We start from the raw sequence: 13,212 nt of genomic DNA on the forward strand, positions 1-13,212 counted from the left end.
GCCAGCGCTAATGTTTGTCGCAGGGCAACAATTGGCGACCGGATGTCGACCGGTGGCCACACGGCCCTGAAACAAAGGGGCAGCATGCAGGTGAGTCACGAAGCGGCCGGCGACTCCGCAGCACTACGGGTGAGCGCCTTTTTGGACCGGCGCCGAGAGCAGGTGGCCCAACGGTGGGCGGACGCCGCGCTGTTCCGCACCGTGTTCACCGTCTCCCGCGATGAGGCGGTGGAGGCATGCAAGGCGGTGGTGGACGCCCTGTCCGCGGTGGCCGCCTCCGGCCGGCTGGAGTACATCGCGGCACCCGGCTTCGGGTCGGTGCGCGAGCAGCTGGGGCGGATGGCCGCCTCCCGCGGCCGCAGCGGTTTCACTCCAGCCCAGGTCGCAGACGAGGTCTCCGCCCTGCGCCCACCCGTGACCGAGCTGCTGCGCGGCGAGTTCTCCGACCCCGCCGCAGAGCAGGCACAGGACTGTGTTCTGGCCCTGACGGTGTTGATGGGCACGCTGCGCACGGTGGTGATGGAGACGACGCTCAACGCGGGCGAAGAACTGATGCAGCGCCAGCACCAGCAGCTCCTCGAGAGTGCCACTCCGGTGATCAAGCTGTGGGACGGTGTTGTCGCCGTCCCTTTGATCGGCACTCTGGACAGTGCTCGCAGCCAGGTCGTCATGGAGAGTCTGCTGGACGCCGTCGTCGCGGAACGTGCCCGATACGCCATCCTCGACATCACCGGCGTGCCCACGGTCGACACGCTGGTGGCCCAGCATTTGATGAAGACGGTGGCCGCTGCTCGGCTGATGGGCGCCGAATGCCTCGTCTCCGGAATCCGCCCCGCGATCGCGCAGACCATCGTCCACCTCGGCATCGAGCTCGGGTCCGTGCGCACCCATGCCGCTCTGGCCGACGCTCTTGCTTACGCCCTGGGACAGCAGGGTGCCGAGATCTCCGCCCGGGCACCGGCCAGCTCGGCCATGCGATGACCATCTCGGCTCTCGGCCGTGCGACGCCGGTGCCGGTCCTGGTACTGGGGGACGTCCTGCTGGTCACCCTGCAGGGCGAGTTGCACGATGCCACGGCGGAACAGCTGCGTCACGACATCGCCGCACACGTCGTGGGTGGGACCGCCGGCGGTGTGGTGATCGACATTTCCGGGCTCGACATCGTCGACTCGTATCTGGGCCGGGTCCTGGCGGAGATCGCCGCTACATCCCGGCTGCTGGCCGCACGGACGGTGGTGGCCGGGATGAGACCTGCGGTGGCGATCACTCTGATTGAGCTGGGGCTCACCCTGCCCGGGCTGGTCACGGCCCTTGACGTCGACCTTGCGATGGGTTTGCTCAAATCGGCCACCTCAGCGGAGGGCACCTGATGCAGGCCTTCCCCGACGCCGTCACCAGGACCCTGCCGATCGCCTCGGACGTGGACCTGGGGTGGACCAGGCACGAGGTGCGGCAGATCGCCGCGGAACTCGGGTTCAGTCTCGTGCAACAGACCAAGCTGGTCACCGCGGCGAGCGAGCTGGCCCGCAACACCCTCGTCCACGGCGAGGGCGGGCATATGGAGATCACGGTCCTGGGCAGCGGGCCGACCGCCGGGTTGAGGCTGTCCTTCGTCGACGCCGGCCCGGGCATTTGCGACATCGAGCGAGCGATGACCGACGGCTACACCACCGGCAACGGCATGGGCCTCGGGCTGAGCGGGGCGAAACGGCTGGTGCACGAATTCGCCATAGACAGCCGTCCGGGCCGAGGCACGACCGTGACCGTCGTCGCCTGGGTGTCGGGTGTGCCCTCGCCTCGCGCGGAACCGGCATGAGCAGGCTCTGGCGCGTCCCGGTGCACGACTCGACCCGGGTCCGGGATGTCAACGCGTCCATATGGGAGGCCGAACGACCCACGCCGACCCACGCCGGGCTCGACCCGCACCGCACAGCCGTCGCCGCTTTGGCGGCCACGCCACCGGCGACCAAACTCCTCGAACACGCCGACGGCGGACGCATCCTGATCAATCTCGTCGGCCCCAGCGACGGCACCGGACCATCGGTGCAGCTCACTGCCACGGACACCGGACCGGACATCGGCGACATCGCCATGGGCCCTGCGCGACGGCCACACCACTGCCGACGCGCCCTGAGCACGCTCAGCACGACGCAACCGAAACACGATCTCGACGGCCGCGCCGAGGCACTGCTCGTGCCCTTGCTTCACGGATCGGAACGGGACGACGCCTGCCTCCTGCCGCGCCATACGGGCCGCACAGCTTCCAGTACAGGCGCCCCCACGAACGCCGACGCTGATCCCGCCAAGCATCCCAACAACGAGCGACAGCGCGATAGCGTGGAAGCCGCAAGGGGAGAGGGTGGACGCCGTGAGCATCACTGAACCGCCGGTCCCGTCAGCGGAGAGCCAGCTACGCGCCGCCCCACCCCACGCGCTCGTCGCCACCGCGTACCGCATCCTGGCCGACCGCTTCGCCGCCCAGGAGATGACCCTGCTCCTGGCCGACTACGCACTGAGCGTCCTGCAACCGGTCACCCACCTGCCGCACACCGGCGAACCGGTCCCCGCCAATGACGGGCCCGCAGGCCAGGCCTTCGTCACCCAGAGCCCGGTCATCGAAGTCACCGGCCCACTGACGACGACCCAACCGGTGCACCTGCCCATCACCGTCCGCGGCGACCGGCTCGGTGTACTGACCGTCCACATGCCCGGCAGCGCGATCGACCCCGACGCCGTGCTCCAGCTCGCCGAGTTCGCCACCGCCCTCGGCCACGAGGTCGCCACCGCCGGCCGCGACACCGACCTGTACCTGCAAGCACGGCGTACCCGGCGCCTCACCCTCGCCGCCGAGATGCAATGGCAACTCCTGCCGGGCCGCGGCTGCGCCCGCACCGAGTACGTCATCGGCGCTCACCTGGAACCCGCCTACACCATCGGCGGCGACAACTTCGACTGGTCGACGAGCACCGACCACCTCACTCTCACCGTCACCGACGGCATGGGCCAGGGCATCGACGCCTCCCTCCTGACCAACCTCGCCGTCGGCGCCCTGCGCAACGCACGGCGCGCCGGCATCGGCCTCGCCGACCAGGCCTGCCTCGCCGACCAGGCCCTCTACGCCCAATACGGCGGCAAGGCATACGCCTCAACCCTGCTGCTCAGTTTCGACCTCGACACCGGCACCGTGCACGCCGTCGATGCGGGTTCCCCCCAGCTCTACCGCCGACGCGGCGACACGCTCGAGCTGATCGACCTGGAAGCGCAACTCCCGCTCGGGATGTTCGAAGAGACCCCCTACGAAGAGCAGATTTTCCAGGTCGAACCAGGCGACCGGCTCATCGCGGTCAGCACCGGAGTCCACGGCACCCGCTCCTCCGACGGAGGACTCTTCGGTGAACGCGCACTGCGCCAGACCCTGAGCGCGACCAGCCCCATGCCCCCGCACGAGACTGCCCGCGCCGTCGTCGCCGCCCTGATCGAACACTTCGGCAGCAAGGACCTCACCGCCGACGCCGCCGTCGTCTGCCTGGACTGGAAGGGCCGCACCGTCGACGCCGCACAAGCAGCACGCCCACGCTGACACTCGCCGCTATCGGCGGCCGGGCCCCCCATCCCGCGGCAACCCATCATCCCGAGCGGCGAGAAAGGCCTTCATACCGCGCCTGAGCTGCGCCCGACCCGCCGCGTCCATGGACCGCAGCGCCTCGGCGAGAGCCCGCGTGCGCCGCTCCGCCACGTCACCGAGCACACGCCGACCGTGCGCGGTGAGACGCAACTGCACCTCCCGCCTCTTGTGCGGGTGCAGCCCGCGCTCGAGCAGGCCGGCTGCTTCCAACCGGTCACACAGCCGGCTCGCCGTGGGCATTCCTGTGTCCAGCCGTTCCGCCAGAGCCGTGAGGTTCAACTCCGGTGTGGTCTCCAACGTACGCAGCGCCCGAAGCTGGTGAAGGGACAACCGCAAGGAGGTCTCCTGTACGGCGAGCGACCACAGCTCCGTCAGAATCTCCACGGCATCAGCGATCTCCGAGGCGACGGCCTCCGCGCCATCGCCGGCTCCCCTGGCCTGGCCATCGCCTGAGCTACCTTGGTCGGTCACCAACACATCACTTTCAGTAAACCCAAGGCCAGTCGGATATCGCGCCCATTCCAACGCAGTACCCGAAGAACCGCTGCACAAGCAGCAGGCGCATGTGCCTGCACCGTTGTGCGCGACACCCGGGCGAAGCCGAGCGCGGTCAGCTCCTCGGCCTCGGCCTGCGCCGCTCGGACAGCATGTGCCGCTCGGGGTCGTACTGCTCGCGCACCACCCCGCCGCTATCCGGCCCGCCGGGCAGACCGCATTCGACTTCCCTCACGTGCCGCTGCTAGGCCAGCGCCTTCTCCCGCGCCGCGGCCGGAGCAGTCTCGAACAACTCCCACCGCGGCACCGCCTGAGGCTGCTCCACTTCCGCCTGCGCTCCCAGCACGGCGAAGCCCGAATCGGCGAAGAGAGACCCCGCCAGCACCGTCTTGCGGGCCGGGCGGCCGTCGCCGACAACGGTCCGGCGCAGGTAGTAGCGGTGCATCTGGTGTGCATCAGGGCCGACCCGAGCGCGCCTCATAGTGACGGAAGCGCGCGGCGACCAGACCGCCGGGCGGCCGCACCCGGTAGACGCCGTCCTGCCGTACCGGATCACCACGACCTCGTCCTCGATCCACTCCAGCACCCGCTCGATCACCCGCTCGTGCGCGGCCTCGATCAGCCGCCGGGTCTCCTCATCCCCCAGCGCCCACTGGAGGTAGATCGTCGACTGGACGAGACAGCGCCCCCGCATGTGACATCTCCGAACATCCGAGTTCGGGGAGACGTGGATCACACGCGTCAGTGTCACAGGGCGTCGGGCTGTCTCGTCCCAGGGGATGTAGCCACCGACGAGCACGCAGGAGCACACCATGGACGCGCGACTGAACTACTTCGCCAGCCCGACCGCCGCAAAAGCCCTCAAGCACCTCATGTCGGCGGGCAAGACGCTCAAGGACTCGCCGCTGGCGGCCGCGACACAGGAACTCGTGGCCCTGCGCGTGAGCCAGATCAACGGCTGCGCCGTCTGTATCGACATGCACACCAAGGAGGCCGCCGCGGCCGGCGAGAACTCGGTGCGGCTGAACCTGGTGACGGCGTGGCGAGAGGCCACGGTTTTCACAGAGGCCGAGCGTGCCGCGCTGGAGCTGGCGGAGCAGGGGACCCGGGTTGCGGACGCGGCCGGCGGGGTCAGCGACGAGGTCTGGGCGCGTGCCGCGAAGTACTTCGACGAGGAGCAGCTCACCGCCCTGGTAGTCCTGGTCTCTTTCATGAACACGGCGAACCGGCTGAACATCATCGCCCAGCAGCCGGCCGGCGACTACAAGGTCGGGCAGTTCCACTGATTTGGCCATCCATGAGCCGCCCGGGGCACTGTCACCCCGGGCGCGGGGGCGTTGCACAGCCCGGCTGACGGATCGCAAGGTCACCAGAACTGTCCCGAGCCGGGAGATACGGCCGGGCGGGAAGACCTCAAGGGGGATGCGGCGTGAACAAGGTCGACGAGTTCGAGGAGCTGCGGCCACTGCTGTTCTCGATCTCTTACCGGATTCTGGGCAGCGTGAGCGAGGCCGAGGACGCGGTGCAGGAGACATGGCTGCGCTTCGATGGCTCGACGACCCTTCCCACGTCGGTCAAGGCGTTTCTGTCCGCCACGGTGACGCGGATCTCGATCGACGTGCTGCGCTCCGCGCGGGTGCGGCGGGAGGAGTACGTGGGCCCGTGGTTCCCCGAGCCACTGCTGAGTGATCCGTATCAGGATCCGGCGCGCTCGGCGGAGCTGGCAGACTCGGTGTCGATGGCGGCGCTGCTGCTTCTGGAGCGGCTGAGCCCGCTGGAGCGGTCGGTGTTCGTGCTGCGGGAGGTGTTCGGTTTCGGATTCGACGACGTCGCCTCGGCAGTGGGGCGTTCGGAGGCGGCGTGCCGGCAGCTGCTGGTACGGGCGCGGCGGCACATGGAGGCCGGGCGGCCGCGGTTCGAAGCGGACCGTCAGGAGCGGCAGGAGCTGGCGACGCGGTTCTTCGACGCCCTCCGCGAAGGCGATGTCGCCGGCCTGCGGGATCTGCTGGCCGCCGACGTGCAGATGGTCGGGGACGGCGGTGGCAAGGCCCCGCAGCTGGCCAGGGCCGTCATCGGCGCCGATAACGTGGCCCGGCTGCTGGCCTCCGTTGTCCCGCTGCTGGCACGTATCGAAGTGACGTTCGAGCCACACGAGGTCAACGGCCAGCCCGGCGCCATTTTCCGAGACAGGGACGGCAAGGTCCTCCATGCCCTGGCCCTCGACGTGCTCGACGGGCAGATCCAGACCATCCGCTCGGTGATCAACCCCGACAAGCTCGGCCACCTCGGACCGGTTGCCGACGCCTGGGCCATCGACGGCGAGGTGAAACAAGCCCGCCGGCGGATGAAGTGACCCGGTGGGTGGACCAAGGCGTTCACCGATCCCCGGCTCTGCACGGCTATTGTCGACCGGCTCACCTTCAATGGCACGATCATCGAAACCGGCACCGACTCCTACCGCCTCGCCCACAGCCGGGCCAAGGCCGAACAGGCTGCCGCAACCTGAGCTGGTTCTCACGTGCCGGGATAACCCGTTGCTTGATCCACAAGCGGTTCGGCAGCATGGCGCCCATGCAACGCCATACCTACACCGGTCCCATGGCGCTGCGCGCCATGCAGGATCTGGCCAGCCGAGTATTCCCGGCGACCGGCTACCGTCACATCGGCGACCTCGCCTGGAACTGGTGCCTCGCCCTCGACCAAGCTGACGAACACAACACGGCGGTCTGGACCCACAAGGACCAGACCCTTGCCTGGGGCTGGCTCGAACTGCCCGACATCCTCATGCTCCAGGTCGACCCGAGCCACCCCCAGCTGACCGACGAAGTACTCGACTGGGCTGAGCAGGCAGCCCTCGGAGCCTTAAGCGTCGAGGTCGCTGAGACGGAACCGCACCTGGCCAACACACTGGAGCAGCGCGGCTACACGCGCGCCGCGGACGGTCCGTTCATGTCCGTGATGCGCCGACCCCTCACCCACCTGCCGGACATGCCATCTCTGCCCGACGGCTACCTGATCCGGGCCCAGCAGGACCACATCGATATCGCTGGACGAGCGGCGGTGCACCGCGCCGCGTTCGGCTCGACCCGGATCACCACCGAGCGCCATGCCCGGATGAGGAGCACGTGGCCCTACCGTCCTGAGCTCGATCTCATCGTCGTCTCTCCCGCCGGTGACGCCGTGGCCTACTGCCAAGGCTGGTACGACGAGGCCAACGGCATCGGCGAGTTCGAACCGGTCGGCACCCACCCCGAGCACCGCCGCCTGGGCCTGGCGCGCGCCGTCTGCACTGCCGTGCTCCATGCCTTCGCCGACGCCGGCGGGCACCGCGCCGCCGTCTACTGCCGCGGAGATGCCGCCTACCCTGCCCCACAGCAGCTCTACGAGTCCATGGGCTTCACTCCCTGCACCCGAACCCACACCTACATCACAAAGACGTGAACCGAGCCACAAGGCCAGCGGCTTCACAGCGTTGCTAAAACTCACCGACATTCCGACAGCTGAGTAGCCCCACTCGTTCCCAGAACTCGCCCTCACGTGTTGCTGGCGGCCGGGCTGATCTTCTGCAGGGTCAACGTCGACTCCACCATCTGCCGGGCACACCAGCATGCTGCCGGTGCCCGCGACGCGGTGCTGTGCAGAAGGAACCGCCGGGCGGAGTGAGCGCCGAACCTGAAGACCATGGACTGGGCAGGTCGCGAGGCGGGTTCACCACGAAGACTCATCTGGCGTGTGAGCAGGGACAGAAGCCGTTGTCCCCGCTGATCACCGCCGGGCAGCGCGGTGACAGTCCGCAGTTCGAGCCGGTCCTGAACGCGATCGGTGTGCCCCGGCTTGGTGTCGGCCGGCCGAGAAGCCGCCCGCTGCGGGTGCGAGGCGATAAGGCGTACTCTTCACGCGCGAATCGCGCCTACCTGCGCAGACGTGGCATCAGGTGCACGATTCCTGAGCCGGTCGGTCAGGTCCGCAACCGCAGGCGCCGCGGCCGTGGCGGTGGCCGTCCGCCCGTCTTCGACCGCGAGGACTACAAGGCCCGGCATGCGGTCGAATGCGGGATCAGCCGTCTCAAGCAGTACCGGGCCGTGGCGACCCGGTTCGACAAACTTGCGGTTCGGTTCGAGGCGACGGTTCAGGTCGCGGCGATTCATCAGTGGCTGTGAACCTCAATCTGCCGTCGTGCGGATGCCCCAGCAGGAAAGGACGGGCCTGCGGTCATTACGGAGGAACAGCGCGTTTCCTGGCATTGGCGCGGGGCGGTGTGTATGGGGTTGCACCTTCCGTAGCGGCATGTGGTCCGGTGGACTTACGTCCCGCTCCCTTGAGGAAAGGTCCTTGCTCATGCATTCGCCCTTCATGCCACCTCGCCAGGTCAAGATCGGTGACGCGGCGGCCTTCGCCGGCACCACGCCGCGGGCGATTCGCCATTACCACGAGATCGGCCTGCTCCCCGAGCCTGAGCGGGGCGGCGATGACCGCCGCCGCTACGGGTACGAGGACATGATCCGCCTGCTGTGGATCCGCAAGATGGCCGACGCCGGGATCGCCCTGGACGACATCCGTGACGCCTTTACCACCGGCCCGGCTTCCGCCGGTGCGGACAGCGGAGACGGTATCGCGGGCATCCTGGAGCGGCTGGAGGAAACCCTCGCCGAGCAGGAGGCGGAATTGCGGCGGCAGCGGACCGCCGTGCAGCGGATGCGCACCGAAGGCAGCCGGATGGGCCTGCTCTCCGACTTCGTTACCGAGCGCCTCAAGAGCCTGCCTGAGGGCTCCCTGCGTCAGGCGGACCTGGACAGTCTGCTGGTCACTGAGCGGATCTTCGGCCCGCTCGGCGCGGCCATCCAGGCCACCCGCTTCGTCGTCCTGGCCACGCATCCCACTCTGCGGGAGGATTCCGACCGCATCGATGACGCCGAAGAGGCACTCGATGACAGCGTCGCCGTCGACGATCCACGGGTGGCTCAAGTGGCCGTCGAGCGGCACGCCTTCGAAAGCGCCCTGCAGGCCGTCATCGAGGAGTCCGGCCTAGGGAAAGACGACGATGCCCTCTTCGACGCCTGGGACACTTTGCACCCTGCTACCGCCGATGACGGCGAGGACGAGGCCGACCTCAGCTCTGGCAGGCGGGAGGCTGACTCCATGAGCGTGCTCGAAGCCACCGGCAAGATGCCCTACGACTTCTCCCCAGCCCGCCTGCGCTGTATGGAACTGGCCGAAGAACTATCCCCCCAAGAGCCACCCGCTACCTGAAACACGGCCTAGCCAGCCCTCGGCGTACGCGTCCGAGGACAGCCGGAAGAGGTTGTGCAGGCCGGTCTTGTTCACGGCCCACATCGTCTTGTGGGTGTAACCACAGGAACCGGAGACATGGTCGCCGCCCGCAGCGCTCCGAGGCGGGCTCCTAGCGCAGGTCCGGGAAGCGTCGCCATCGCGATGTGGGCCGGCCTTCCCGGCGGGTCGCCGGCCGGGGCGGGGACCGGAAATGCCCGCTGTGCAACCGCCCGCGGAAACCTTCCCGGTGCGTCGGGCGTTGTGCACACATCGCAGGAACTGTTCGGTAGCGGTCGCACGGGAGGTACCAGTCGGCATGTCCGAGGCCAGGCCGTTATCGCCCGTGACCGTGGCACTGATCGACGACCACCCCGTGGTGCTCGCCGGCATCGAATCCTGGTTCGCCGCATCGGAGGACCCGATCGTCACCGTGGCCAAGGGGCCGGACGTGTCCCTCGCCTTCCGCGGCCCGGGAGCCACCGCGGACGTGGTGGTCCTCGATCTGCAACTGTCCCAAGGCACTCCCGTGTACCGCGAGCTGAGACAGCTCGTCGCGCTGGAGCGGCAGGTGATCGTCTACACCATGCGCGACAGCCAGGAGGACGCCCTGACCTGCCTGGACCTGGGCGCGTTCACCTACCTGACGAAGGCGGAGGGCGAGAACCACCTGGTGGCCGCCACCCTCGCCGCGGCCGCTTGCCGCCCCTACACGCCGCCGATGCTCGCGGGCGCCTTCGGCAGCGATCTCAGCAGCGGGCGCCCCGCGCTCGCGCCGCGCGAGGTCGAGGTGCTCCTGGAGTGGTTTCAGTCGGAGTCCAAGGCCATGGTCGGTGAGAGCCTGGGCATCTCGGTGCGCACGGTCAACACCTATCTGGACCGGATACGCATCAAGTACGCGAACGTCGGCCGGCCCGCGCCGACGAAGGCCAATCTGGTGGCCAGGGCCGTTCAGGACGGCTGGGTCTCGCTCGATGAACTGTGAGCGTCCAGGCGGTAGGCCGCCTCCGTCCACAGCCGCCCGTCGCGGCGCAGAGTCCGGACCTCGACGCCGTGCCCCCCTTGCTGCGGAATGTGCGTCCCCGGCGCGTCGGTGACGACACTGACCCGGACCACCCCACCGACACGCACTACGGTCGCGCGCGCACTTCGCTCGGCCGAGACCAGGGCGGCGAGGGCGGGCTCGGTCAGGGCCCGGCACAGCCGGCGGGGCACCGGGACGAAGGTACCGCGCACGGCGAACTGCACGTCCACTCCGCCCCGTTCGGCGACGTCGATGCACGCCCGGAGTGTGTGCACCAACAGGTCGGCCGCATGGTCACGCTCCGCGAACAGCCGCCGCAGCCGGGCCGCCTCGATGGCACTGCGGCGGCGCACCACTTCGTCGGCGGGGTCCAGTGAGCCGTCCGCCAGTCCCGCGAGCAGCGGCAGTACCGACTCCCGCAACTCCCGGTAGCGGGTTCGCCGGTCTGCCTGGACGCGTACGGACACCTCGCCGTCTGTACGGACCCTCTCCTGCTCGCGGGCCCCGGCGGCCGCCGTCGCGGCCACACCGCGCAGCAAACCGGCCATCACGGCCGTCGCCACCTGGAAGGTGCAGACGGCCAGCGCGCTGACGGCCATGCCAGCCACGACCGGCCGGGACGGGAAGCCGGTGAGCGACAGCAGCCCCAGCATGGCCATGACATGGCAGCCGATGAACAGCAGTGTGTGCCAGAGCGGACGTCCCAGCAGGAGCAGCACCCCGAACCAGCCGAGCTCCAGAAAGGTCCAGTGCGGGGTGGCGAAGAAATGTGCTGACGGCAGCTGGGAGCTGGCGGCGATCGCCGCGGCGAGCGAGACGGCGAGCCCCGTGACGGTCCAGCCGACGGAGCCGTTGGTGTCCGTGCGACCCAGCACCGTGTAGGCCACGATGACCATGGTGAGCAGAACGAAGGCCGTGAGCTGGGTCCACGGATGGCGGTACTGGTCCAGGCCGGCCAGCAGGCTCGGAAGGGCGAGTCCGGTATGGATCAAGGTAAGGACGACCAGGCCGGCGCGACGCAGCCCGCGATGCAGGTCCTGCGCGATGGTCTCGGCGTCTTCGCTGACTTCCCAGGGGTGGTCCCCCGCGGCTCTCTCGCCGTCCCGGGCCCCCTCTGCGTACGGCGGCTCGGACGCGCGCCGATCCCGCGGCAGTGTGTGCGGCGGCTGCCCGGGCGATGTCGCTGCGGTCGTCTCTCTGCGCGGTGTCCCGGTCCTCGGCTCCTCAGACACGTGGCCACTCCAGCCGAATCCTGGTGCCCGCGCCCGGCCGGGAGTCGACGGTCGCCGTGCCGCCGACCGCGGCCATGCGCTCAACGATCGAGCGTTCCACGCCCCGGCAGTGTTCCGGCACGCCGTCCGGGTCGAACCCCACGCCCTCGTCGCTGACGGTCACCAGCACGCGGTCTCCCTCCCTGCTCGCCGTCACGGTGGCGCGGTCCACGCCCGCGTGACGCTCCACGTTGCGCAGTGCCTCGCCGAGGCTGCCCTGCAGCGCCACGACGGCGGGATGCCACGCGGTGCCCAACTCGCCACTGAAGTCGGTGCGTACGGTCAGCGGCCGGCCGGCTGCCTCCGCACGCAGCGCGTCCGCCACATCCGTTTCACCCGTGATGCTGTTCTCGGTCGCCGCCGCGAGTCGCCGTAGATCCTCGGCGGCCTGGGCGCGCAGCACCGCCGGGTCGATGATCTGCCCGCGCAACGACACCATGAGCAGGGTGGCGCATGCCGTGTCGTGCAGGGTGGCGAGGTATTCGCGCTCGGCTGCCTGCTGGGCCCGGGCAACCTCGTACCGCCGGCGCTCCCGCGCGGCAGCCGCGCCCGCCGCATCGGCGGACCGGGCCCTGCGCAGCACGAGCCGGTGGAGCGCCTGCGCGAGTGCGGCCTGAACCAGCAGCCAGCTCGCGTTGGGCAGCGCGTAGGTCCAGCCCTCGGGGCGGTCGAGCGCGGCTCCCGCCAGGTCCGCCGCAGCCAGCAGCACCGCTACGGACAGCGCGGGCACCGGCGGGTACGTCAGTTGGTGAGCGGTCATCACCATGCTGACCGTCACCAGCACCCAGGTGTTGCCGTGCTGGGTCTGCTCGGCCGGAACGGTGAGCCCCTGGCTGAGGCACAGCGCGGCCATCACGGCCGTGTCGGCGGCGAGCAGGAGCCCGGATCCGCGGCCTGAGTGGGACAGGCGGTATTCGACGAGACTCCAGACCAGCACACCGAGTGCCACGGTTGCGGGCAGTGGGCCCACGGGCATGGCGGCGGCGCCGAGCACGGCACACAGCGAGACCGCAACCAGGCGGATACGGCTCGCGTACCGCCGGGCGAAGCCGGTGTACTCACGCTCCGCGGGCCCGGACTCCTCGTCCGTGCCGGCGGCGGAGGCTGGCGCCGGGGCCGCGTCGCCCACCGGTTCGCGCTCCTCGGCCTCCCGGCCGCGCTTGCTGCGCCCGGTGCTGCGGCCATGCTCGCCGTCCCCGGCGTCCAGGCCCCGACCACACCCCTCGGCCATGCCGGGGACCGGAGCCTTCCCCTCGCCCACCACCTGTCTCCCGTCCCCGTCACCCTGCGAAGCCTGGTCGCCGCAACTGCGGTGCCGTGCACCCCAGTTCGCCCTCCGCCCGTGGTTTCTCCGGTGTGTGGGTCGAATGACCGTCACATGCCCGGGGCTCCCGGCATTAGCGTTGCACCCGTCGACCGCCGCGCGCGACCGGTGTGGCGGATTCCGACGGTCGCTACGCCCCACGGGGGAGGGCGTGGCAACCCGACCATGTGCCCTGCGCCACAGGGCCCACCGGGTGGACGGAGAC

15 protein-coding genes and 1 pseudogene are annotated in these 13,212 nt (G+C 69.6%); 12 read left to right on the top strand and 4 right to left on the bottom strand.

All coding sequences use genetic code 11. The annotated features are described in order from the left end of the window. The first annotated feature begins 84 nt into the window (after positions 1-84). Genes ACIOC0_RS06260 through ACIOC0_RS06280 form a run of 5 tightly spaced genes read left to right on the top strand, consistent with a single transcriptional unit; the run spans position 85 to position 3,580 of the window. Positions 85-981: an STAS domain-containing protein gene (locus tag ACIOC0_RS06260; protein WP_402152914.1), complete on the top strand. Its 897-nt coding sequence runs from the start codon at positions 85-87 to the stop codon at positions 979-981. Then, on the top strand, positions 978-1,370 hold the full coding sequence (locus ACIOC0_RS06265; protein ID WP_402152916.1) for an STAS domain-containing protein: 393 nt from the start codon (positions 978-980) through the stop codon (positions 1,368-1,370). The genes ACIOC0_RS06260 and ACIOC0_RS06265 overlap by 4 nt, the downstream gene beginning before the upstream one ends. Continuing rightward, the gene (locus tag ACIOC0_RS06270) at positions 1,370-1,816 is read left to right on the top strand and encodes an anti-sigma regulatory factor (RefSeq protein ID WP_402152918.1); all 447 of its coding nucleotides are present in this window, start codon (positions 1,370-1,372) and stop codon (positions 1,814-1,816) included. The genes ACIOC0_RS06265 and ACIOC0_RS06270 overlap by 1 nt, the downstream gene beginning before the upstream one ends. Continuing rightward, a complete protein-coding gene (locus tag ACIOC0_RS06275) occupies positions 1,813-2,382 on the top strand; it encodes a hypothetical protein (RefSeq protein WP_402152919.1) in 570 nt (189 codons plus the stop codon). Before ACIOC0_RS06270 ends, ACIOC0_RS06275 begins: the two co-directional genes overlap by 4 nt. Further along, entirely contained in the window at positions 2,369-3,580 is a 1,212-nt protein-coding gene (locus tag ACIOC0_RS06280; RefSeq protein WP_402152921.1) for a PP2C family protein-serine/threonine phosphatase, read from the top strand. The genes ACIOC0_RS06275 and ACIOC0_RS06280 overlap by 14 nt, the downstream gene beginning before the upstream one ends. 9 nt (positions 3,581-3,589) lie before the next feature. On the opposite strand, the gene ACIOC0_RS06285 is transcribed toward ACIOC0_RS06280, so the two are convergent. Together ACIOC0_RS06285 and ACIOC0_RS06290 are read right to left on the bottom strand one after the other, a co-directional pair. Next, positions 3,590-4,096, bottom strand: a complete 507-nt coding sequence (locus ACIOC0_RS06285) for a MarR family winged helix-turn-helix transcriptional regulator (protein WP_402153254.1) — start codon at positions 4,094-4,096, stop codon at positions 3,590-3,592. Positions 4,097-4,364: 268 nt separating this feature from the next. Further along, complete coding sequence (locus tag ACIOC0_RS06290; protein ID WP_402152923.1) at positions 4,365-4,814, bottom strand: relaxase domain-containing protein; 450 nt, start codon at positions 4,812-4,814, stop codon at positions 4,365-4,367. Between the two features lie 118 nt (positions 4,815-4,932). Here ACIOC0_RS06290 and ACIOC0_RS06295 point away from each other — a divergent pair, with 118 nt between their 5' ends. The 7 genes and pseudogenes from ACIOC0_RS06295 (at position 4,933) to ACIOC0_RS06325 (ending at position 10,373) form a co-directional block, all read left to right on the top strand. Then, entirely contained in the window at positions 4,933-5,406 is a 474-nt protein-coding gene (locus ACIOC0_RS06295) for a carboxymuconolactone decarboxylase family protein (RefSeq protein WP_402152925.1), read from the top strand. Between the two features lie 143 nt (positions 5,407-5,549). Beyond that, entirely contained in the window at positions 5,550-6,473 is a 924-nt protein-coding gene (locus ACIOC0_RS06300; RefSeq protein WP_402152926.1) for an RNA polymerase sigma-70 factor, read from the top strand. A 6-nt stretch (positions 6,474-6,479) separates the two neighbouring features. Next, positions 6,480-6,626: pseudogene (locus ACIOC0_RS06305) on the top strand (ATP-binding protein); the annotation flags it as partial. A 32-nt stretch (positions 6,627-6,658) separates the two neighbouring features. Continuing rightward, positions 6,659-7,561: a GNAT family N-acetyltransferase gene (locus ACIOC0_RS06310; protein ID WP_402152928.1), complete on the top strand. Its 903-nt coding sequence runs from the start codon at positions 6,659-6,661 to the stop codon at positions 7,559-7,561. A 218-nt stretch (positions 7,562-7,779) separates the two neighbouring features. Further along, the gene (locus ACIOC0_RS06315; RefSeq protein ID WP_402152930.1) at positions 7,780-8,280 is read left to right on the top strand and encodes an IS5 family transposase; all 501 of its coding nucleotides are present in this window, start codon (positions 7,780-7,782) and stop codon (positions 8,278-8,280) included. Between the two features lie 178 nt (positions 8,281-8,458). Next, entirely contained in the window at positions 8,459-9,370 is a 912-nt protein-coding gene (locus ACIOC0_RS06320) for a MerR family transcriptional regulator (protein ID WP_402152932.1), read from the top strand. Positions 9,371-9,707: 337 nt separating this feature from the next. Then, entirely contained in the window at positions 9,708-10,373 is a 666-nt protein-coding gene (locus ACIOC0_RS06325; protein WP_402152934.1) for a DNA-binding response regulator, read from the top strand. On the opposite strand, the gene ACIOC0_RS06330 is transcribed toward ACIOC0_RS06325, so the two are convergent. Beyond that, the gene (locus tag ACIOC0_RS06330; protein WP_402152936.1) at positions 10,340-11,404 is read right to left on the bottom strand and encodes a hypothetical protein; all 1,065 of its coding nucleotides are present in this window, start codon (positions 11,402-11,404) and stop codon (positions 10,340-10,342) included. The two genes, ACIOC0_RS06325 and ACIOC0_RS06330, sit on opposite strands and share 34 nt — an antisense overlap. 232 nt (positions 11,405-11,636) lie before the next feature. Continuing rightward, entirely contained in the window at positions 11,637-12,944 is a 1,308-nt protein-coding gene (locus ACIOC0_RS06335) for a sensor histidine kinase (protein WP_402152938.1), read from the bottom strand. Positions 12,945-13,212 lie beyond the last annotated feature (268 nt).

It is taken from the genome of Streptomyces sp. NPDC088254 (assembly GCF_044740925.1).
In the GTDB taxonomy this organism is placed as follows: domain Bacteria; phylum Actinomycetota; class Actinomycetes; order Streptomycetales; family Streptomycetaceae; genus Streptomyces.

Bases quoted from the DNA above. Each gene is read 5' to 3' on its own strand.
- ACIOC0_RS06265 (WP_402152916.1), top strand. From the start codon at position 978: ATGACCATCTCGGCTCTCGGCCGTGCGACGCCGGTGCCGGTCCTGGTA.
- ACIOC0_RS06260 (WP_402152914.1), top strand. From the start codon at position 85: ATGCAGGTGAGTCACGAAGCGGCCGGCGACTCCGCAGCACTACGGGTG.
- ACIOC0_RS06295 (WP_402152925.1), top strand. From the start codon at position 4,933: ATGGACGCGCGACTGAACTACTTCGCCAGCCCGACCGCCGCAAAAGCC.
- ACIOC0_RS06325 (WP_402152934.1), top strand. From the start codon at position 9,708: ATGTCCGAGGCCAGGCCGTTATCGCCCGTGACCGTGGCACTGATCGAC.
- ACIOC0_RS06275 (WP_402152919.1), top strand. From the start codon at position 1,813: ATGAGCAGGCTCTGGCGCGTCCCGGTGCACGACTCGACCCGGGTCCGG.
- ACIOC0_RS06270 (WP_402152918.1), top strand. From the start codon at position 1,370: ATGCAGGCCTTCCCCGACGCCGTCACCAGGACCCTGCCGATCGCCTCG.
- ACIOC0_RS06320 (WP_402152932.1), top strand. From the start codon at position 8,459: ATGCATTCGCCCTTCATGCCACCTCGCCAGGTCAAGATCGGTGACGCG.
- ACIOC0_RS06290 (WP_402152923.1), bottom strand. From the start codon at position 4,814: ATGCGGGGGCGCTGTCTCGTCCAGTCGACGATCTACCTCCAGTGGGCG.